This window comes from Ruegeria sp. A3M17 (assembly GCF_003318255.1).
GTDB lineage: Bacteria > Pseudomonadota > Alphaproteobacteria > Rhodobacterales > Rhodobacteraceae > Ruegeria.
The window spans coordinates 61,544-75,134 of record NZ_QOCF01000040.1 but is presented as its reverse complement, the minus strand read 5'-3'; the positions used below and the strand labels follow the sequence as shown (position 1 = coordinate 75,134).

12 protein-coding genes are annotated in these 13,591 nt (G+C 58.1%); 10 read left to right on the top strand and 2 right to left on the bottom strand.

Annotated features, from left to right (window positions below; all coding sequences use genetic code 11):
• Window positions 1–5: 5 nt before the first annotated feature.
• Window positions 6–863, bottom strand: a complete 858-nt coding sequence (locus DS906_RS21380; RefSeq protein ID WP_113792066.1) for a CoA ester lyase — start codon at window positions 861–863, stop codon at window positions 6–8.
• Between the two features lie 170 nt (window positions 864–1,033).
• Here DS906_RS21380 and DS906_RS21375 point away from each other — a divergent pair, with 170 nt between their 5' ends.
• On the top strand, window positions 1,034–1,333 hold the full coding sequence (locus DS906_RS21375; protein WP_113792171.1) for a hypothetical protein: 300 nt from the start codon (window positions 1,034–1,036) through the stop codon (window positions 1,331–1,333).
• Here the strand turns inward: DS906_RS21375 and DS906_RS21370 are convergent, their stop codons facing one another.
• Window positions 1,334–2,089 carry a sulfite exporter TauE/SafE family protein gene (locus DS906_RS21370; protein ID WP_058273684.1) on the bottom strand — a complete coding sequence of 252 codons (756 nt, stop codon included), beginning with the start codon at window positions 2,087–2,089 and terminating at the stop codon, window positions 1,334–1,336.
• Window positions 2,090–2,249: 160 nt separating this feature from the next.
• Between DS906_RS21370 and mdh the strand changes: the two genes are divergently transcribed.
• From mdh to lpdA, 9 genes are all read left to right on the top strand, one after another.
• Window positions 2,250–3,212, top strand: a complete 963-nt coding sequence (mdh, locus tag DS906_RS21365) for a malate dehydrogenase (protein ID WP_113792065.1) — start codon at window positions 2,250–2,252, stop codon at window positions 3,210–3,212.
• Between the two features lie 362 nt (window positions 3,213–3,574).
• Window positions 3,575–4,768 carry an ADP-forming succinate--CoA ligase subunit beta gene (gene sucC, locus DS906_RS21360; RefSeq protein WP_113792064.1) on the top strand — a complete coding sequence of 398 codons (1,194 nt, stop codon included), beginning with the start codon at window positions 3,575–3,577 and terminating at the stop codon, window positions 4,766–4,768.
• Window positions 4,769–5,019: 251 nt separating this feature from the next.
• Window positions 5,020–5,901, top strand: coding sequence for a succinate--CoA ligase subunit alpha (gene sucD / locus DS906_RS21355; protein WP_113792063.1), 882 nt, complete (start codon window positions 5,020–5,022; stop codon window positions 5,899–5,901).
• Between the two features lie 451 nt (window positions 5,902–6,352).
• On the top strand, window positions 6,353–6,895 hold the full coding sequence (locus DS906_RS21345; protein ID WP_113792061.1) for a DUF805 domain-containing protein: 543 nt from the start codon (window positions 6,353–6,355) through the stop codon (window positions 6,893–6,895).
• Window positions 6,892–9,849, top strand: a complete 2,958-nt coding sequence (locus tag DS906_RS21340) for a 2-oxoglutarate dehydrogenase E1 component (protein ID WP_113792060.1) — start codon at window positions 6,892–6,894, stop codon at window positions 9,847–9,849. The genes DS906_RS21345 and DS906_RS21340 overlap by 4 nt, the downstream gene beginning before the upstream one ends.
• A gap of 3 nt (window positions 9,850–9,852) precedes the next feature.
• Window positions 9,853–11,367: a 2-oxoglutarate dehydrogenase complex dihydrolipoyllysine-residue succinyltransferase gene (gene odhB, locus DS906_RS21335; protein ID WP_113792059.1), complete on the top strand. Its 1,515-nt coding sequence runs from the start codon at window positions 9,853–9,855 to the stop codon at window positions 11,365–11,367.
• 2 nt (window positions 11,368–11,369) lie between these two features.
• Window positions 11,370–11,639, top strand: coding sequence for a hypothetical protein (locus DS906_RS21330; RefSeq protein ID WP_058273540.1), 270 nt, complete (start codon window positions 11,370–11,372; stop codon window positions 11,637–11,639).
• 84 nt (window positions 11,640–11,723) lie between these two features.
• On the top strand, window positions 11,724–12,113 hold the full coding sequence (locus DS906_RS21325; protein WP_113792058.1) for an MAPEG family protein: 390 nt from the start codon (window positions 11,724–11,726) through the stop codon (window positions 12,111–12,113).
• 89 nt (window positions 12,114–12,202) lie between these two features.
• Complete coding sequence (gene lpdA / locus DS906_RS21320) at window positions 12,203–13,591, top strand: dihydrolipoyl dehydrogenase (protein ID WP_113792057.1); 1,389 nt, start codon at window positions 12,203–12,205, stop codon at window positions 13,589–13,591.

The following is a 13,591-nucleotide window of genomic DNA, read 5'->3' as shown; positions in this document are numbered from 1 at the left end:
CTGGCTTACCCCGCTTGCAAAGCTGTAATCGCCTCCGCTTTTGCCAGAATTTCGCGGGCAGTTACAACGTGCAGATTTTCAACGATCTTGCCGTCGACCACGGCAACGCCCTGCCCCTGCCTCTCAACTTCTTCAAAAGCGGCAATCTGGCGACGGGCCAGATCTATCTCGGTCTCCGACGGGGCATAGGCCGCGTTGGTGACATCGACCTGCGCGGGGTGGATCAGGGTTTTTCCGTCAAAGCCCATGTCGCGGCCCTGGGCACATTCGGCAGCCAGACCTTCGGTGTCCTTGAATGCGTTGTAGACACCATCGACAACGATCAGTCCCTCAGCCTTGGCGGCCAACAGACACAGGCCCAGAGAAGTCATCAAGGGCAGACGATCCGGGCGGAAGCGGGTTTGCAACTCCTTCGCCAGATCATTTGTACCCATGACAAACCCCGCCATCAGCGGATGAGCGGCAATCTCGGCCGCGTTCAGCATCCCGCGAGGGGTTTCCATCATCGCCCAGATTGGCAGGTCACCGGTAATCGCGGCCAGCGCGTCCACATCTGCAGCCGAGTTCACCTTGGGCAGCAAGACCACATCGGCATCCATCTCGCGCACGGCCTCGGCGTCAGCACGGCCCCATTCGGTATCCAGACCGTTGATGCGCACGATCTTGACCCGTTCGCCATAGCCGCCCGCGGCCAGAGCCGCCTTAAGCGTTTCGCGTGCATTGCCCTTCTCATCGGCAGAAACCGCGTCTTCAAGATCAAAAATGATCGCGTCCACAGGCAAAGTGCGTGCCTTGTCCAGCGCCCGGTCTTTCGAACCGGGGATATAAAGAACAGAGCGATAGGGACGCTGGCGCGGGTCCATTGGCTTCTCCCGAAGAAATAAAGTTGCGCGGAATGGGGCATTTTTTGTCGGAAAGTTCAAGCGCAAAATCGCCGCATCGCAGCATTCGCGACGCAACGTGCGTTCCTTTAACCGGATTTCGGTCCAACGGCGGCACCCTGACCGGCAAAGGAAATCGAAAAGGGTCAAAGATGCACAAGATACTGCTGAAGATGACGATGGGCCTTGGAATCATGGTTCTGGCTGCACAACAGGCCCACGCCCGCAACTGTGCACCACGTGACGAGGTGATAAAACGGTTGACCGAAACTTATGGCGAAACGCGCCAGGGGATCGGCATCGCGCGTCAAGGCGCGGTGATGGAGCTTTATGCGTCGGACCAAAGCGGCAGCTGGACGATCACCGTGACACTGCCGGATGGCATGACCTGCCTTGTTGCCTCGGGTCGGGCTTATGAAATGACCGCCGAAGCCCTGCCGCCTAACGTCTGATCAGGTCAAAGCGTCCCAGATCAACTTACTGCCTGTGAGCGTCAGCAGAACGTAAGCAATGCCAAAAAACAAGCGCTCGGACAGCATGAAATGCGCCCGCACACCCAGCCACGCCCCAAGAATCGCGAACGGGGTCAGCAACAGGTCGGCCCAAGCGGTGTGCCATGTGAAAAGGCCGAGATAGGCGTAAGGCACAAATTTCGTGATGTTGATGACCCAGAAGGCCAATACAGTGCTGGCCTGAAACTCGGTCTTCGACAGGCGTTGCGACAACAGGTAAACGGCCGCGGGCGGGCCGCCCGCATGGCTGACAAAACTGGTGAAGCCAGCAACCAACCCAGCGAACAGCCCGGCGGGGGCAGGCAGTCTGTTTGTAAAGCCGCGCACCCAGCCTTTGGATTGACTGACATGCCAAACGACAAAACCAATGGAAATCCCCCCGATCAGTAGGCGCAGCAGATCGTCATCGGTGGCGCGATAAAGCCATGCGCCCAACGCCACGCCGGGCACCGCCCCAAGGATCAACAGGCGCGAATCCGGCCAGCTCCAGCGTTTCCAATAGGGCCCAAGAGTTGCAACATCGATCACCATTAAGATTGGCAGCATGAGGGCCAGTGCCTGCCCCGGCTCCAATATCAGCGCCAGAATCGATGAGGACGCAAAGGCCACGCCCGAGCCAAAGCCACCCTTCGAAATACCCGCAAAGATCACAGCCGGGATCGCTACAACAAAAAACATCAGGTTCAATTCGAACATGCAGCGCCCCGGTTTCGGCCTGTATCCTTGGCCGTTTAGCGCAATCAGCCCAGGCAGTGCAAACGGTATGCGGTTGCATGCCGCGCCGCTGAACACTTGCGCGAAAGCCATTTAGCGACTAGCACAGCCGCGATTTCAATTCCGACCGGAGATTTTCCAAATGGCCAGACCCAAGATTGCGCTTATCGGCGCTGGGAACATCGGCGGCACGCTTGCGCACCTCGCAGCTGTCAAAGAACTGGGTGACGTTGTCCTGTTCGACATCGCAGACGGACTGCCGCAGGGCAAAGCGCTCGACATCGCCGAATCCGGCCCCTCGGAAGGGTTCGACGCAGCCATGTCCGGCACCAGCGACTATGCCGATATCGCAGGCGCAGACGTCTGCATCGTCACCGCTGGCGTCGCCCGCAAACCTGGCATGAGCCGCGATGACCTGCTGGGCATTAACCTAAAAGTCATGAAGTCGGTTGGCGAAGGCATTGCAGCCCACGCACCCGACGCGTTCGTGATCTGCATCACCAACCCGCTGGACGCGATGGTCTGGGCTCTGCGTGAGTTCTCGGGCCTGCCGCACAACAAAGTCTGTGGCATGGCTGGTGTTCTGGACTCGGCACGTTTCGCACACTTCCTGTCGGAAGAGTTCAACGTCTCGATGCGCGACGTCACCGCGTTTGTTCTGGGCGGCCACGGCGACACCATGGTGCCGTCGGTTCGTTATTCGACCGTTGCCGGTATCCCCCTGCCCGATCTGGTCGAGATGGGCTGGACCACGCAGGACAAACTGGACGCCATCGTTCAGCGCACCCGTGATGGCGGTGCCGAAATCGTTGGCCTGCTGAAGACCGGTTCGGCCTATTACGCGCCTGCCACGTCGGCGATCGAAATGGCCGAAGCCTATCTGAAAGACCAGAAACGCGTTCTGCCTTGCGCCGCCTATTGCAACGGTGAGCTGGGCGTGGATGGCATGTATGTTGGGGTACCGACCGTGATCGGTGCCGGTGGCGTCGAACGGATCGTCGACATCAAGCTGAACGAAGACGAACAAGCCGGGTTCGACAATTCGGTCAACGCCGTCAAAGGCCTGATCGAAGCGTGCAAGGGCATCGACAGCTCGCTGGCCTGATCCCTCTGCAAAGATAATTCAGAACCCGGTTCACCATTGGTGAGCCGGGTTTTTCTTTGGACGATTACGGCGCCATTGAATCGACATGTCCCCGGCACAGCTGCCATGTAAACGTTTGAATCCGCCATTTCGGCGGACGGCTAGGTTTAGCGCTAGCTGAATTCTCTCTTTATTCTAAAGGCCGTCACCTACGACGAATCAAACGGGTTATCTTCATTGCATTTTGTGATCACACCCAAAAAAACCGTGATCACAAATAATGAAAATCTTCGTGAAAAACTGCTTCCCTGTCAAAAAACCCTTTAAACTTGCCCCCTAGACACCCCTATAACGGTGTAACGCAGTCAGACAGGACAGTTTCGATGAACATTCACGAATATCAGGCCAAAGCGCTTCTTCGCAGCTATGGCGCTCCGGTCTCCGAAGGTCGCGCGGTTCTGCGCGCTGAGGAAGCCAAAACCGCAGCCGGTGAACTGGATGGCCCGCTCTGGGTTGTCAAAGCACAGATCCACGCGGGTGGCCGCGGCAAGGGCTCCTTCAAAGAGGCTGACGCCGGTGAAAAAGGCGGTGTTCGTCTGACCAAGTCGGTGGAAGAAGCATCCGAGGAAGCCAAGAAGATGCTGGGCCGTACGCTGGTCACGCATCAAACCGGCCCTGCGGGCAAGCAAGTCAACCGCATCTACATCGAAGCCGGTTCCGGCATCGAGCGTGAACTGTACCTGGCCCTGCTGGTTGATCGCCAGACCAGCCGCATCTCATTCGTCTGCTCCACCGAAGGCGGCATGGACATCGAAGAAGTGGCTGCGGCAACACCCGAGAAAATCCTGTCCTTCTCGGTCGACCCCGCGACCGGCTATCAGCCTTATCATGGCCGTCGCATCGCCTTCTCGCTGGGCCTGCAAGGCGCTCAGGTCAAGCAATGCGTCAAATTGATGAGCCAGCTATACGCCGCCTTCGTCGAGAAGGACATGGAGATGCTGGAGATCAACCCGCTGATCGTGTCCGACAAGGGCGACCTCAAGGTGTTGGACGCCAAAGTCAGTTTTGACGGCAACGCGATGTACCGCCACCCGGATATTTCAGAACTGCGCGACACCACCGAGGAAGACCCCAAGGAACTGGAAGCCAGCAAATACGACCTGAACTATATTGCGCTGGATGGTGAGATCGGCTGCATGGTCAACGGCGCTGGTCTGGCGATGGCGACGATGGATATCATCAAGCTCTACGGTGCCGAGCCTGCCAACTTCCTCGACGTGGGCGGCGGTGCCACCAAAGAGAAAGTGACCGAGGCGTTCAAGATCATTACTTCGGACCCGCAGGTCAAAGGCATTCTGGTCAACATCTTCGGCGGTATCATGCGCTGCGACGTCATCGCCGAGGGCGTTGTCGCCGCGGTGAAAGAGGTCGGCCTGCAAGTTCCGCTGGTCGTGCGTCTGGAAGGCACGAACGTTGAGAAGGGCAAAGAGATCATCAACACCTCTGGCCTGGACGTGATCGCGGCGGACAACCTGAAAGACGGTGCCGAGAAGATCGTGAAGGCGGTTAAGGGTTGAGGCTCACCGCCAGAATACTCCAAGTGCTTGCAGTTGCCCCTTTGGCGCTGATGGCATGGGGATTTTTGGCATTACAGAAGTGCCGATGCGTAGTGATTGGACCAGAAGACATGAACTGCCCTTGTGAGCGCGACATGTTCGGAGAGATCGCAGCACAAATGGCCGTGGTATTAGGCCTCCTCGGAGTTCTTTTTCTAGTCGTCGTATCGGCCGTTTTTCTGCATTTTAGTAAAAAAGGAAGGGTCTGACCTATGGCAGTCCTCATCGACGAAAATACCAAAGTGATCTGTCAGGGCTTTACCGGCTCGCAGGGCACATTCCACAGCGAACAGGCCATCGCCTATGGCACCAAGATGGTTGGCGGCGTGACCCCCGGCAAAGGCGGGATGACCCATCTTGACCTGCCCGTGTTCAACTCGGTCCACGAGGCCAAGCATGTGACCGAAGCCAACGCCAGCGTGATCTATGTGCCTCCGCCCTTTGCAGCTGACTCGATCCTCGAGGCGATTGATGCCGAGATGGAGGTGATCGTCTGCATCACCGAAGGCATCCCGGTTCTGGACATGATGAAGGTGAAGCGCGCGCTGGAAGGCAGCAAGTCACGCCTGATCGGGCCGAACTGCCCCGGTGTGATTACGCCCAACGCCTGCAAGATCGGCATCATGCCCGGCCACATTCACAAACGCGGGAGCGTGGGTGTCGTTTCCCGCTCGGGTACGCTTACTTATGAAGCTGTGAAACAGACAACAGACGTAGGCCTGGGCCAGTCCACCTGTGTGGGCATCGGCGGCGACCCGATCAAAGGGACTGAGCATATCGACGTGCTGGAATGGTTCCTAGCCGATGACGAAACCCACTCGATTATCATGATCGGTGAGATCGGCGGCTCGGCCGAGGAAGAAGCCGCGCAGTTCCTGGCGGATGAGGCCAAGAAGGGCCGTTCTAAACCGACTGCTGGTTTCATCGCTGGCCGCACCGCCCCTCCGGGCCGCCGCATGGGCCACGCAGGCGCGATCGTCGCCGGTGGCAAAGGCGGTGCCGAAGACAAGATCGAAGCGATGCGTTCGGCCGGTATCGTCGTGGCCGAAAGCCCGGCGCAGCTGGGTGAGGCTGTGCTGGAAGCGATTGGGTAAGTGATCGCTCTCCGGGCATACGCTCTGAGGGCTAAGCCCGAAAAGAGGGTGGGCGAAAAACGCCCGCCCTCCTCGCCTTTGGCGTATCTTTGGTCTCTGCTTTTGGCGGTAACTTTAGCATTCTCTGCATCTGAGCAAGCCGAAGCAAAAGTTTGTAGCGTTCTTATCGGCTGGACAAGCGAGGGACAATTCATCCGGGACGAGGCTTGCGAGACTCACTACATCGCCAAAGAAAGAGGGTTTTCCGAACTCAAATTGTCCGGAAGCCAGAAGTACCAGTTTCGCTTTCGAGCAAGTAAAGACTCCACCAAGGATGTGATCGTGAAACGCGTTGGTTATGTTTGCGGATTGGTTGGCAGCGACAGCGCTGAATTCACTGCCAATCGAGGTACGCGGAACGCTCTAATCGTATCTTTTTCGTGTAATGGAATAGTTGGGTGATTGACCAGATATGACCTTCTCCGACGCCATACGCACCTGTTTCTCCAAGTTTTTCACCTTCTCAGGTCGTGCCTCGCGGCTCGAATACTGGTTCTTTTTCCTGTTCATCGTGATCTGGAGCTTTATCGCCGGGGTCATCGATTGGCAGTTCTTCACACAGGTCGCAACAACTCAGACCGATGAAGTCAAACAAGTCACCGCGACATCCAACCAGCCGGTGCAAAGCATCGTCAGCTTGATCGTGTTCATCCCGCATCTGGCCGTCGCGTGGCGACGGATGCATGACACCGGGCGCAGCGGGCTTTTTGCCTTGCTTCCGATCCTGCTGATTGCCGGCGCCTTTACTGTGCTGATCTTTGGCATCGGGCTGTCCGACCAGTTCCAGCATGGCGGGGGTTTGAACATCCTGTTCACCCGCGCGACTTTATTGATTGTTATACCGACCCTCCTAATCCTGATGATCTCGCCCCTCCTGGTCCTTTGGTGGCTGACCCGCCCCAGCCAGCCAGGCACTAACCAATACGGTCCCAACCCAACAGAGGTAGCCCAATGACCGAACATACGCCCAACTCTGCCTTTCATGCCTCAAGCTTTATGCAGGGGCATAATGCTGAATATCTGGAGCAGCTTTATGCCCAGTACGCCAAGGACCCGAACGCTGTAGATGCGGCCTGGGTCGATTTTTTCCGGGCGATGGGCGACGCCACGCCGGACGTCCAGCGCGAGGCCGAAGGGCCATCCTGGGCTCGGACCGACTGGCCTCCGATGCCGACGGATGACCTGACTGGCGCGTTGACGGGCGAATGGGCCGAAATCGACGCCAAGGCGGCAGGCGACAAGATTAAGGACAAGGCCGAGGCCAAGGGCGTTCAGGTCAGCGAAGACCAAATCAAACGTGCCGTTCTGGACAGTCTGCGGGCACTGATGCTGATCCGGGCTTATCGTATCCGGGGCCATCTGGCCGCTAATCTGGACCCGTTGGGCATGCGGGCCGCCAGTACCCACCCGGAACTGGACCCCAGAACGTATGGCTTCACCGAAACCGACATGGACCGGCCGATCTTTATCGACAACGTGCTGGGTCTGCAGATGGCCAGCATGCGCCAGATTGTCGAGATCGTGAAACGGACCTATTGCGGCACCTTCGCCCTGCAGTACATGCATATCTCAAATCCGGAAGAAGCCGCTTGGCTGAAAGAACGGATCGAAGGGTACGGCAAGGAAATCCAGTTCACCAAGGAAGGCCGCAAGGCGATCCTGAACAAGATGGTCGAGGCCGAAGGCTTCGAGAAGTTCCTGCATGTAAAATACATGGGCACCAAGCGTTTCGGCCTGGACGGCGGCGAAGCCTTGATCCCCGCGATGGAGCAGATCATCAAGCGCGGTGGTGCGCTGGGTGTCAGTGATATCGTCATCGGCATGCCCCACCGCGGTCGACTGAACATTCTGGCCAACGTGATGCGCAAGCCCTATCGCGCGATCTTCAACGAATTCCAGGGCGGCAGTTTCAAGCCCGAGGACGTCGACGGTTCGGGCGATGTGAAGTATCACCTCGGTGCGTCCAGCGACCGTGAGTTTGATGATAACAGCGTCCACCTGTCGCTGACTGCAAACCCCTCACACCTTGAGGCGGTGAACCCGGTTGTTTTGGGTAAGGTCCGCGCCAAGCAGGATCAGTTGGGCGACGAAGACCGGACCAGGGTCATGGGAATCCTGTTGCATGGTGATGCGGCTTTTGCTGGTCAGGGTGTTGTGGCCGAAGGATTCGGCCTGTCCGGCCTTAAGGGTCACAAGACCGGCGGCACGATGCATATCGTGGTGAACAACCAGATCGGCTTTACCACCGCGCCGCATTTCAGCCGCTCCAGCCCCTACCCCACCGATATCGCCCTGATGGTTGAGGCACCGATCTTCCACGTGAATGGCGACGATCCCGAGGCTGTAACACATGCCGCCAAGGTTGCGACCGAATTCCGGCAGAAGTTCCACAAGGACGTGGTTATCGACATCTTCTGCTATCGCCGGTTCGGGCATAACGAGGGCGATGAGCCCATGTTCACCAACCCGATCATGTACAAGAAGATCAAGACGCATAAGACCACGCTGTCGCTGTACACCGAGCGCTTGGTCAAAGACGGCCTGATCCCCGAAGGCGAAATCGAGGATATGAAGGCGGCCTTCCAGGCGCATCTGAATGATGAGTTCGAGGCGGGCAAAGACTATAAGCCCAACAAGGCTGACTGGCTGGACGGGCGCTGGTCGCATCTGGACAAGAACAAAGATGAATATGTCCGCGGCGACACTGCAATTAAACCGGAAACGCTGGCGCAGATTGGCAACGCGCTGAGCCACACACCAGAAGATATCGCAGTGCACCGTACCGTCTCGCGTCTTCTGGATCAAAAGAAACAGATGTTCGAAAGCGGCAAAGGGTTTGACTGGGCGACTGGTGAGGCTCTGGCCTTTGGCTCTCTGCTGACCGAAGGCTATCCGGTGCGCCTGTCAGGGCAGGATGCGACGCGCGGGACGTTCAGTCAGCGTCACTCGGGTTTCATACATCAGGAAACTGAAGAACGGTACTATCCGCTGAACAACATTCGTGAGGGCCAGTCGAAATACGATGTAATCGACTCGATGCTCAGCGAATATGCGGTGCTGGGCTTTGAATATGGATTCTCACTGGCGGAACCAAATGCACTGACCCTGTGGGAAGCGCAGTTTGGTGATTTTGCCAACGGCGCGCAAATCATGTTCGACCAGTTCATCAGCTCGGGCGAAAGCAAATGGCTGCGTATGTCCGGACTGGTGTGCCTGTTGCCACACGGCTTCGAGGGTCAGGGGCCTGAACACTCGTCAGCACGTCTGGAACGGTTCCTGCAGATGTGTGGTCAGGACAATTGGATCGTGGCCAACTGCACGACACCCGCGAACTATTTTCACATCCTGCGCCGTCAGCTGCACAGGACCTTCCGCAAGCCGCTGATCCTGGTGACGCCCAAGTCGTTACTGCGCCACAAGCTGGCGGTCAGCACAGCAGAAGAGTTCACCACCGGCTCTAGCTTCCATCGCGTGTTGTGGGACGATGCACAACACGGAAACTCGGAAACCAAATTGGTCAAGGACGACAAGGTCAAACGCGTGGTGATGTGTTCCGGTAAGGTCTACTACGATCTGCTGGAAGAGCGCGATGAGCGCGGCATCGATGATGTCTATCTGATGCGGATTGAGCAGTTCTATCCCTTCCCGGCGCATTCGCTGATCAACGAGCTTGAGCGCTTTAAGGGTGCCGAAATGATCTGGTGCCAGGAGGAACCCAAGAACCAGGGTGCCTGGACCTTTATCGAACCGAATATCGAATGGGTTCTGACCCGCATCGGCGCCAAGCACACTCGGCCGCGTTATGTCGGCCGCTCCACATCGGCTTCTCCCGCGACGGGTCTGGCCAGCCAACACAAAGCCCAACAAGCAGCGCTGGTCGACGAAGCGCTGAGCATTGAAGGAAAATAATCGATGTCCATTGAAGTTCGAGTTCCCACGCTTGGCGAGTCGGTAACCGAAGCCACGGTTGCGACATGGTTCAAGAAACCCGGCGACGCCGTCGCGGTTGATGAAATGTTGTGTGAGTTGGAGACTGACAAGGTCACCGTCGAAGTGCCCTCTCCTGCCGCTGGCGTGATGGGCGAAATCGTCGCCGCCGAAGGCGAAACCGTTGGCGTTGATGCGTTGCTGGCCACAATCGTTGCAGGTGAAGGCGCAGCCCCTGCCCCAGCAGCCGCGCCGGCCCCGGCGGCTGCGGCAGCTCCGGCGGCGTCTGGTGGCAGTGTTGACGTCATGGTGCCGACCTTGGGTGAATCCGTGACCGAAGCGACCGTTTCGACATGGTTCAAGCAGGTCGGCGACAGCGTCGCGCAGGACGAGATGCTGTGTGAGCTGGAAACCGACAAGGTCTCGGTCGAGGTTCCGGCCCCGGCTGCGGGTGTTTTGGCAGAAATCGTTGCCCCCGAAGGCGCAACAGTTGAGGCGTCGGCCAAACTGGCGGTGATTTCGGGCGCAGCGGCAGGGTCCGTCGCTGCTCCAGCAGCTGCGGCGGCAGCCCCGGCTGCAGCAGCAAGCACCGGCAAGGACATCGCCAACGCGCCATCCGCCGAAAAAGCTATGGCAGAGGCCGGTTTGTCCGCGGACCAGGTCACCGGCACCGGTCGTGATGGTCGGATCATGAAAGAGGATGTTGCCCGCGCAGCGACAGCGGCTGCAGCCCCAGCTCCTGCGGCGGCCGCCCCGACCCCAGCGCAAGCGCCTCGGGCGCCGGTTGCAGCGCAGGATGCCGCCCGCGAAGAACGTGTGCGCATGACCCGCCTGCGCCAAACCATCGCCAAACGTTTGAAAGATGCGCAGAACACCGCTGCAATCCTGACCACCTTCAACGAGGTGGACATGACCGAGGTGATGGGCCTGCGCAATGAATACAAAGAGCTGTTCCTGAAAAAGCACGGCGTGAAACTGGGCTTTATGTCCTTCTTCACCAAGGCGTGCTGCCACGCGCTGAAAGAGGTTCCGGAAGTCAACGCCGAGATCGATGGCACGGACATCGTCTACAAGAACTTCGTGCACATGGGCGTTGCCGCCGGTACGCCGCAAGGTCTGGTTGTTCCTGTCATCCGCGACGCCGACAGCATGTCCTTCGCGGAAATCGAGAAGGCCATCGCCGAAAAGGGCAAGCGCGCCCGTGATGGCAAGTTGTCCATGGCAGAGATGCAGGGCGGCACCTTCACCATCTCGAATGGTGGCGTCTATGGCTCGCTGATGTCGTCACCGATCCTGAACCCGCCGCAGTCGGGTATCCTTGGCATGCACAAGATCCAGGACCGTCCAATGGTCATCAATGGTGAGATCAAGATCCGCCCGATGATGTATCTGGCACTGTCCTATGACCACCGGATTGTTGACGGCAAGGGCGCGGTGACGTTCCTTGTACGTGTGAAAGAGGCGCTAGAAGATCCGCGCCGTCTGCTGATGGATCTGTAATCATGGCAACACATGTACTCTGGCAAGCTGACGTGGCCGACTTTGATGTCTGGCTGAAGGTGTTTGAAGAAGACAAACCGATGAGGGAGGCCGCGGGCATCCGCGACCTCCACATCTGGAAAGATCCTGATCGAAAGGACCACGCGGTCGCGTTGTTCGAGATCACCGATCTCGACCGAGCCCAGAGCTTCATCGAATCCGAAGAGCTGGCCATGCACCACGAACGTGGTGGCGTGGCACATATCCAGACCAAGGTTCTGGACCCTGTCTGAAAGCATGAGGCTGCGCCTCCCCATTGGGGGAGCGGAGCAAACGGGTAACGCGATGACTTTCGACCGCGCAAAGGGAACCACTGGATGACCCCGGAACTAACCGTCCTGACCCTTGCCGCATTACTGTGGGTCGCGCAATTCGTGGTCTATCTGGCTGCAGGACACGGTAGGATTGACCTTGGCCTTGCGGTTGGCCCGCGAGATATCCCTTTTGACAAACCGGGGGTTTCGGGGCGTCTGCACCGCGCCCTCAGCAACCACACCGAAGGGTTGGTTCTGTTCGCAAGTGCGGCGCTTGTCGTGACGGTTTCGGGCCAATCGAACGGTTTCACAGCTGCGTGTAGCTGGATCTATTTGATCGCCCGCATCCTCTACGTCCCCGCCTACGCATTGGGCTGGACGCCTTGGCGAACCGTGATTTGGATCGTTGGCTTGTTGGCCAACACTGTAATGTTGCTGGCGGCTGTCTTTTGATTCAGTCGCTGGCGTGGATAAAGTAATGGGGAAACGCCCTGGCGCGCATACAAATGTCGCCATCCCCGTAATCGATAAGGACCTGACACATGGCAAATTATGACGTTATCGTAATCGGATCAGGCCCCGGCGGCTATGTTTGCGCCATCCGCTGCGCTCAGCTGGGTCTGAAGACTGCCTGCGTCGAAGGGCGTGAAACTCTGGGCGGCACGTGCCTGAACGTGGGCTGCATCCCATCCAAGGCACTGTTGCATGCCAGCCATCAGCTGCACGAGGCCGAGCACAACTTTGCTAAGATGGGCCTGAAGGGCAAAAGCCCCTCGGTCGACTGGAAACAGATGCAGGGCTACAAGCAGGAAACGATCGACGGCAACACCAAAGGCATCGAGTTTCTGTTCAAAAAGAACAAGATTGACTGGTTGAAAGGCTGGGGCTCGATCCCTGCCGCGGGTCAGGTCAAAGTGGGTGACGAGGTTCACACCGCCAAGAACATCATTATCGCATCCGGGTCCGAACCGTCCTCGCTGCCCGGCGTCGACGTTGACGAAAAGGTTGTGGTGACTTCGACCGGCGCTCTGTCGCTGAACAAGGTTCCAAGGAAGATGGTGGTCATCGGCGCGGGTGTGATCGGGCTGGAACTGGGCTCGGTCTATCAGCGCCTGGGAGCTGAGGTGACAGTGGTCGAATTCCTCGACGCGATCACCCCCGGCATGGACCCCGAAGTTCAGAAAACCTTCCAGCGCATCCTCAAGAAACAAGGCCTTAAATTTGTCATGGGTGCGGCGGTTCAAAAGACCGAAGCCACCAAAACCAAGGCCAAAGTGACCTACAAACTGCGCAAGGATGACAGCGAACATGTGATCGAGGCTGATACAGTACTGGTCGCCACTGGACGCAAACCGTACTCGGATGGTTTGGGTCTGGAAGCGTTAGGTGTTGAAATTACACCGCGTGGTCAGATCAAAGTGGGGGCCGATTGGCAGACAAACGTGCCGGGCATTTACGCCATCGGTGACGTGACCGAAGGCCCCATGCTGGCGCATAAGGCCGAAGACGAAGGTATGGCTGCAGCCGAGCAGGTTGCGGGCAAGCATGGGCACGTGAACTACGGCGTCATCCCGGGTGTGATCTACACATGGCCCGAGGTTGCCAATGTGGGAGAAACCGAAGAGACGCTGAAAGAACAGGGCCGCGTCTATAAGGTCGGCAAGTTCATGTTCATGGGCAACGGCCGCGCCAAGGCGAACTTGATGACCGATGGGTTTGTCAAAATCCTAGCTGACAAGGAAACCGACCGCATTCTGGGCTGCCACATAATCGGCCCGGGCGCTGGCGACCTGATCCACGAAGTCTGTGTCGCGATGGAGTTCGGCGCCTCGGCCGAGGATCTGGCCCTGACTTGCCACGCCCACCCAACGTATTCGGAAGCCGTGCGTGAGGCTGCGTTGGCATGTGGCGACGGACCAATCCACAGCTGA

Excerpts from the sequence above, each read along its gene's own strand:
- DS906_RS21380 (WP_113792066.1), bottom strand. The coding sequence starts at position 863 with ATGGACCCGCGCCAGCGTCCCTATCGCTCTGTTCTTTATATCCCCGGT.
- DS906_RS21375 (WP_113792171.1), top strand. The coding sequence starts at position 1,034 with ATGCACAAGATACTGCTGAAGATGACGATGGGCCTTGGAATCATGGTT.
- DS906_RS21370 (WP_058273684.1), bottom strand. The coding sequence starts at position 2,089 with ATGTTCGAATTGAACCTGATGTTTTTTGTTGTAGCGATCCCGGCTGTG.
- mdh (WP_113792065.1), top strand. The coding sequence starts at position 2,250 with ATGGCCAGACCCAAGATTGCGCTTATCGGCGCTGGGAACATCGGCGGC.
- sucC (WP_113792064.1), top strand. The coding sequence starts at position 3,575 with ATGAACATTCACGAATATCAGGCCAAAGCGCTTCTTCGCAGCTATGGC.
- sucD (WP_113792063.1), top strand. The coding sequence starts at position 5,020 with ATGGCAGTCCTCATCGACGAAAATACCAAAGTGATCTGTCAGGGCTTT.
- DS906_RS21345 (WP_113792061.1), top strand. The coding sequence starts at position 6,353 with ATGACCTTCTCCGACGCCATACGCACCTGTTTCTCCAAGTTTTTCACC.
- DS906_RS21340 (WP_113792060.1), top strand. The coding sequence starts at position 6,892 with ATGACCGAACATACGCCCAACTCTGCCTTTCATGCCTCAAGCTTTATG.
- odhB (WP_113792059.1), top strand. The coding sequence starts at position 9,853 with ATGTCCATTGAAGTTCGAGTTCCCACGCTTGGCGAGTCGGTAACCGAA.
- DS906_RS21330 (WP_058273540.1), top strand. The coding sequence starts at position 11,370 with ATGGCAACACATGTACTCTGGCAAGCTGACGTGGCCGACTTTGATGTC.
- DS906_RS21325 (WP_113792058.1), top strand. The coding sequence starts at position 11,724 with ATGACCCCGGAACTAACCGTCCTGACCCTTGCCGCATTACTGTGGGTC.
- lpdA (WP_113792057.1), top strand. The coding sequence starts at position 12,203 with ATGGCAAATTATGACGTTATCGTAATCGGATCAGGCCCCGGCGGCTAT.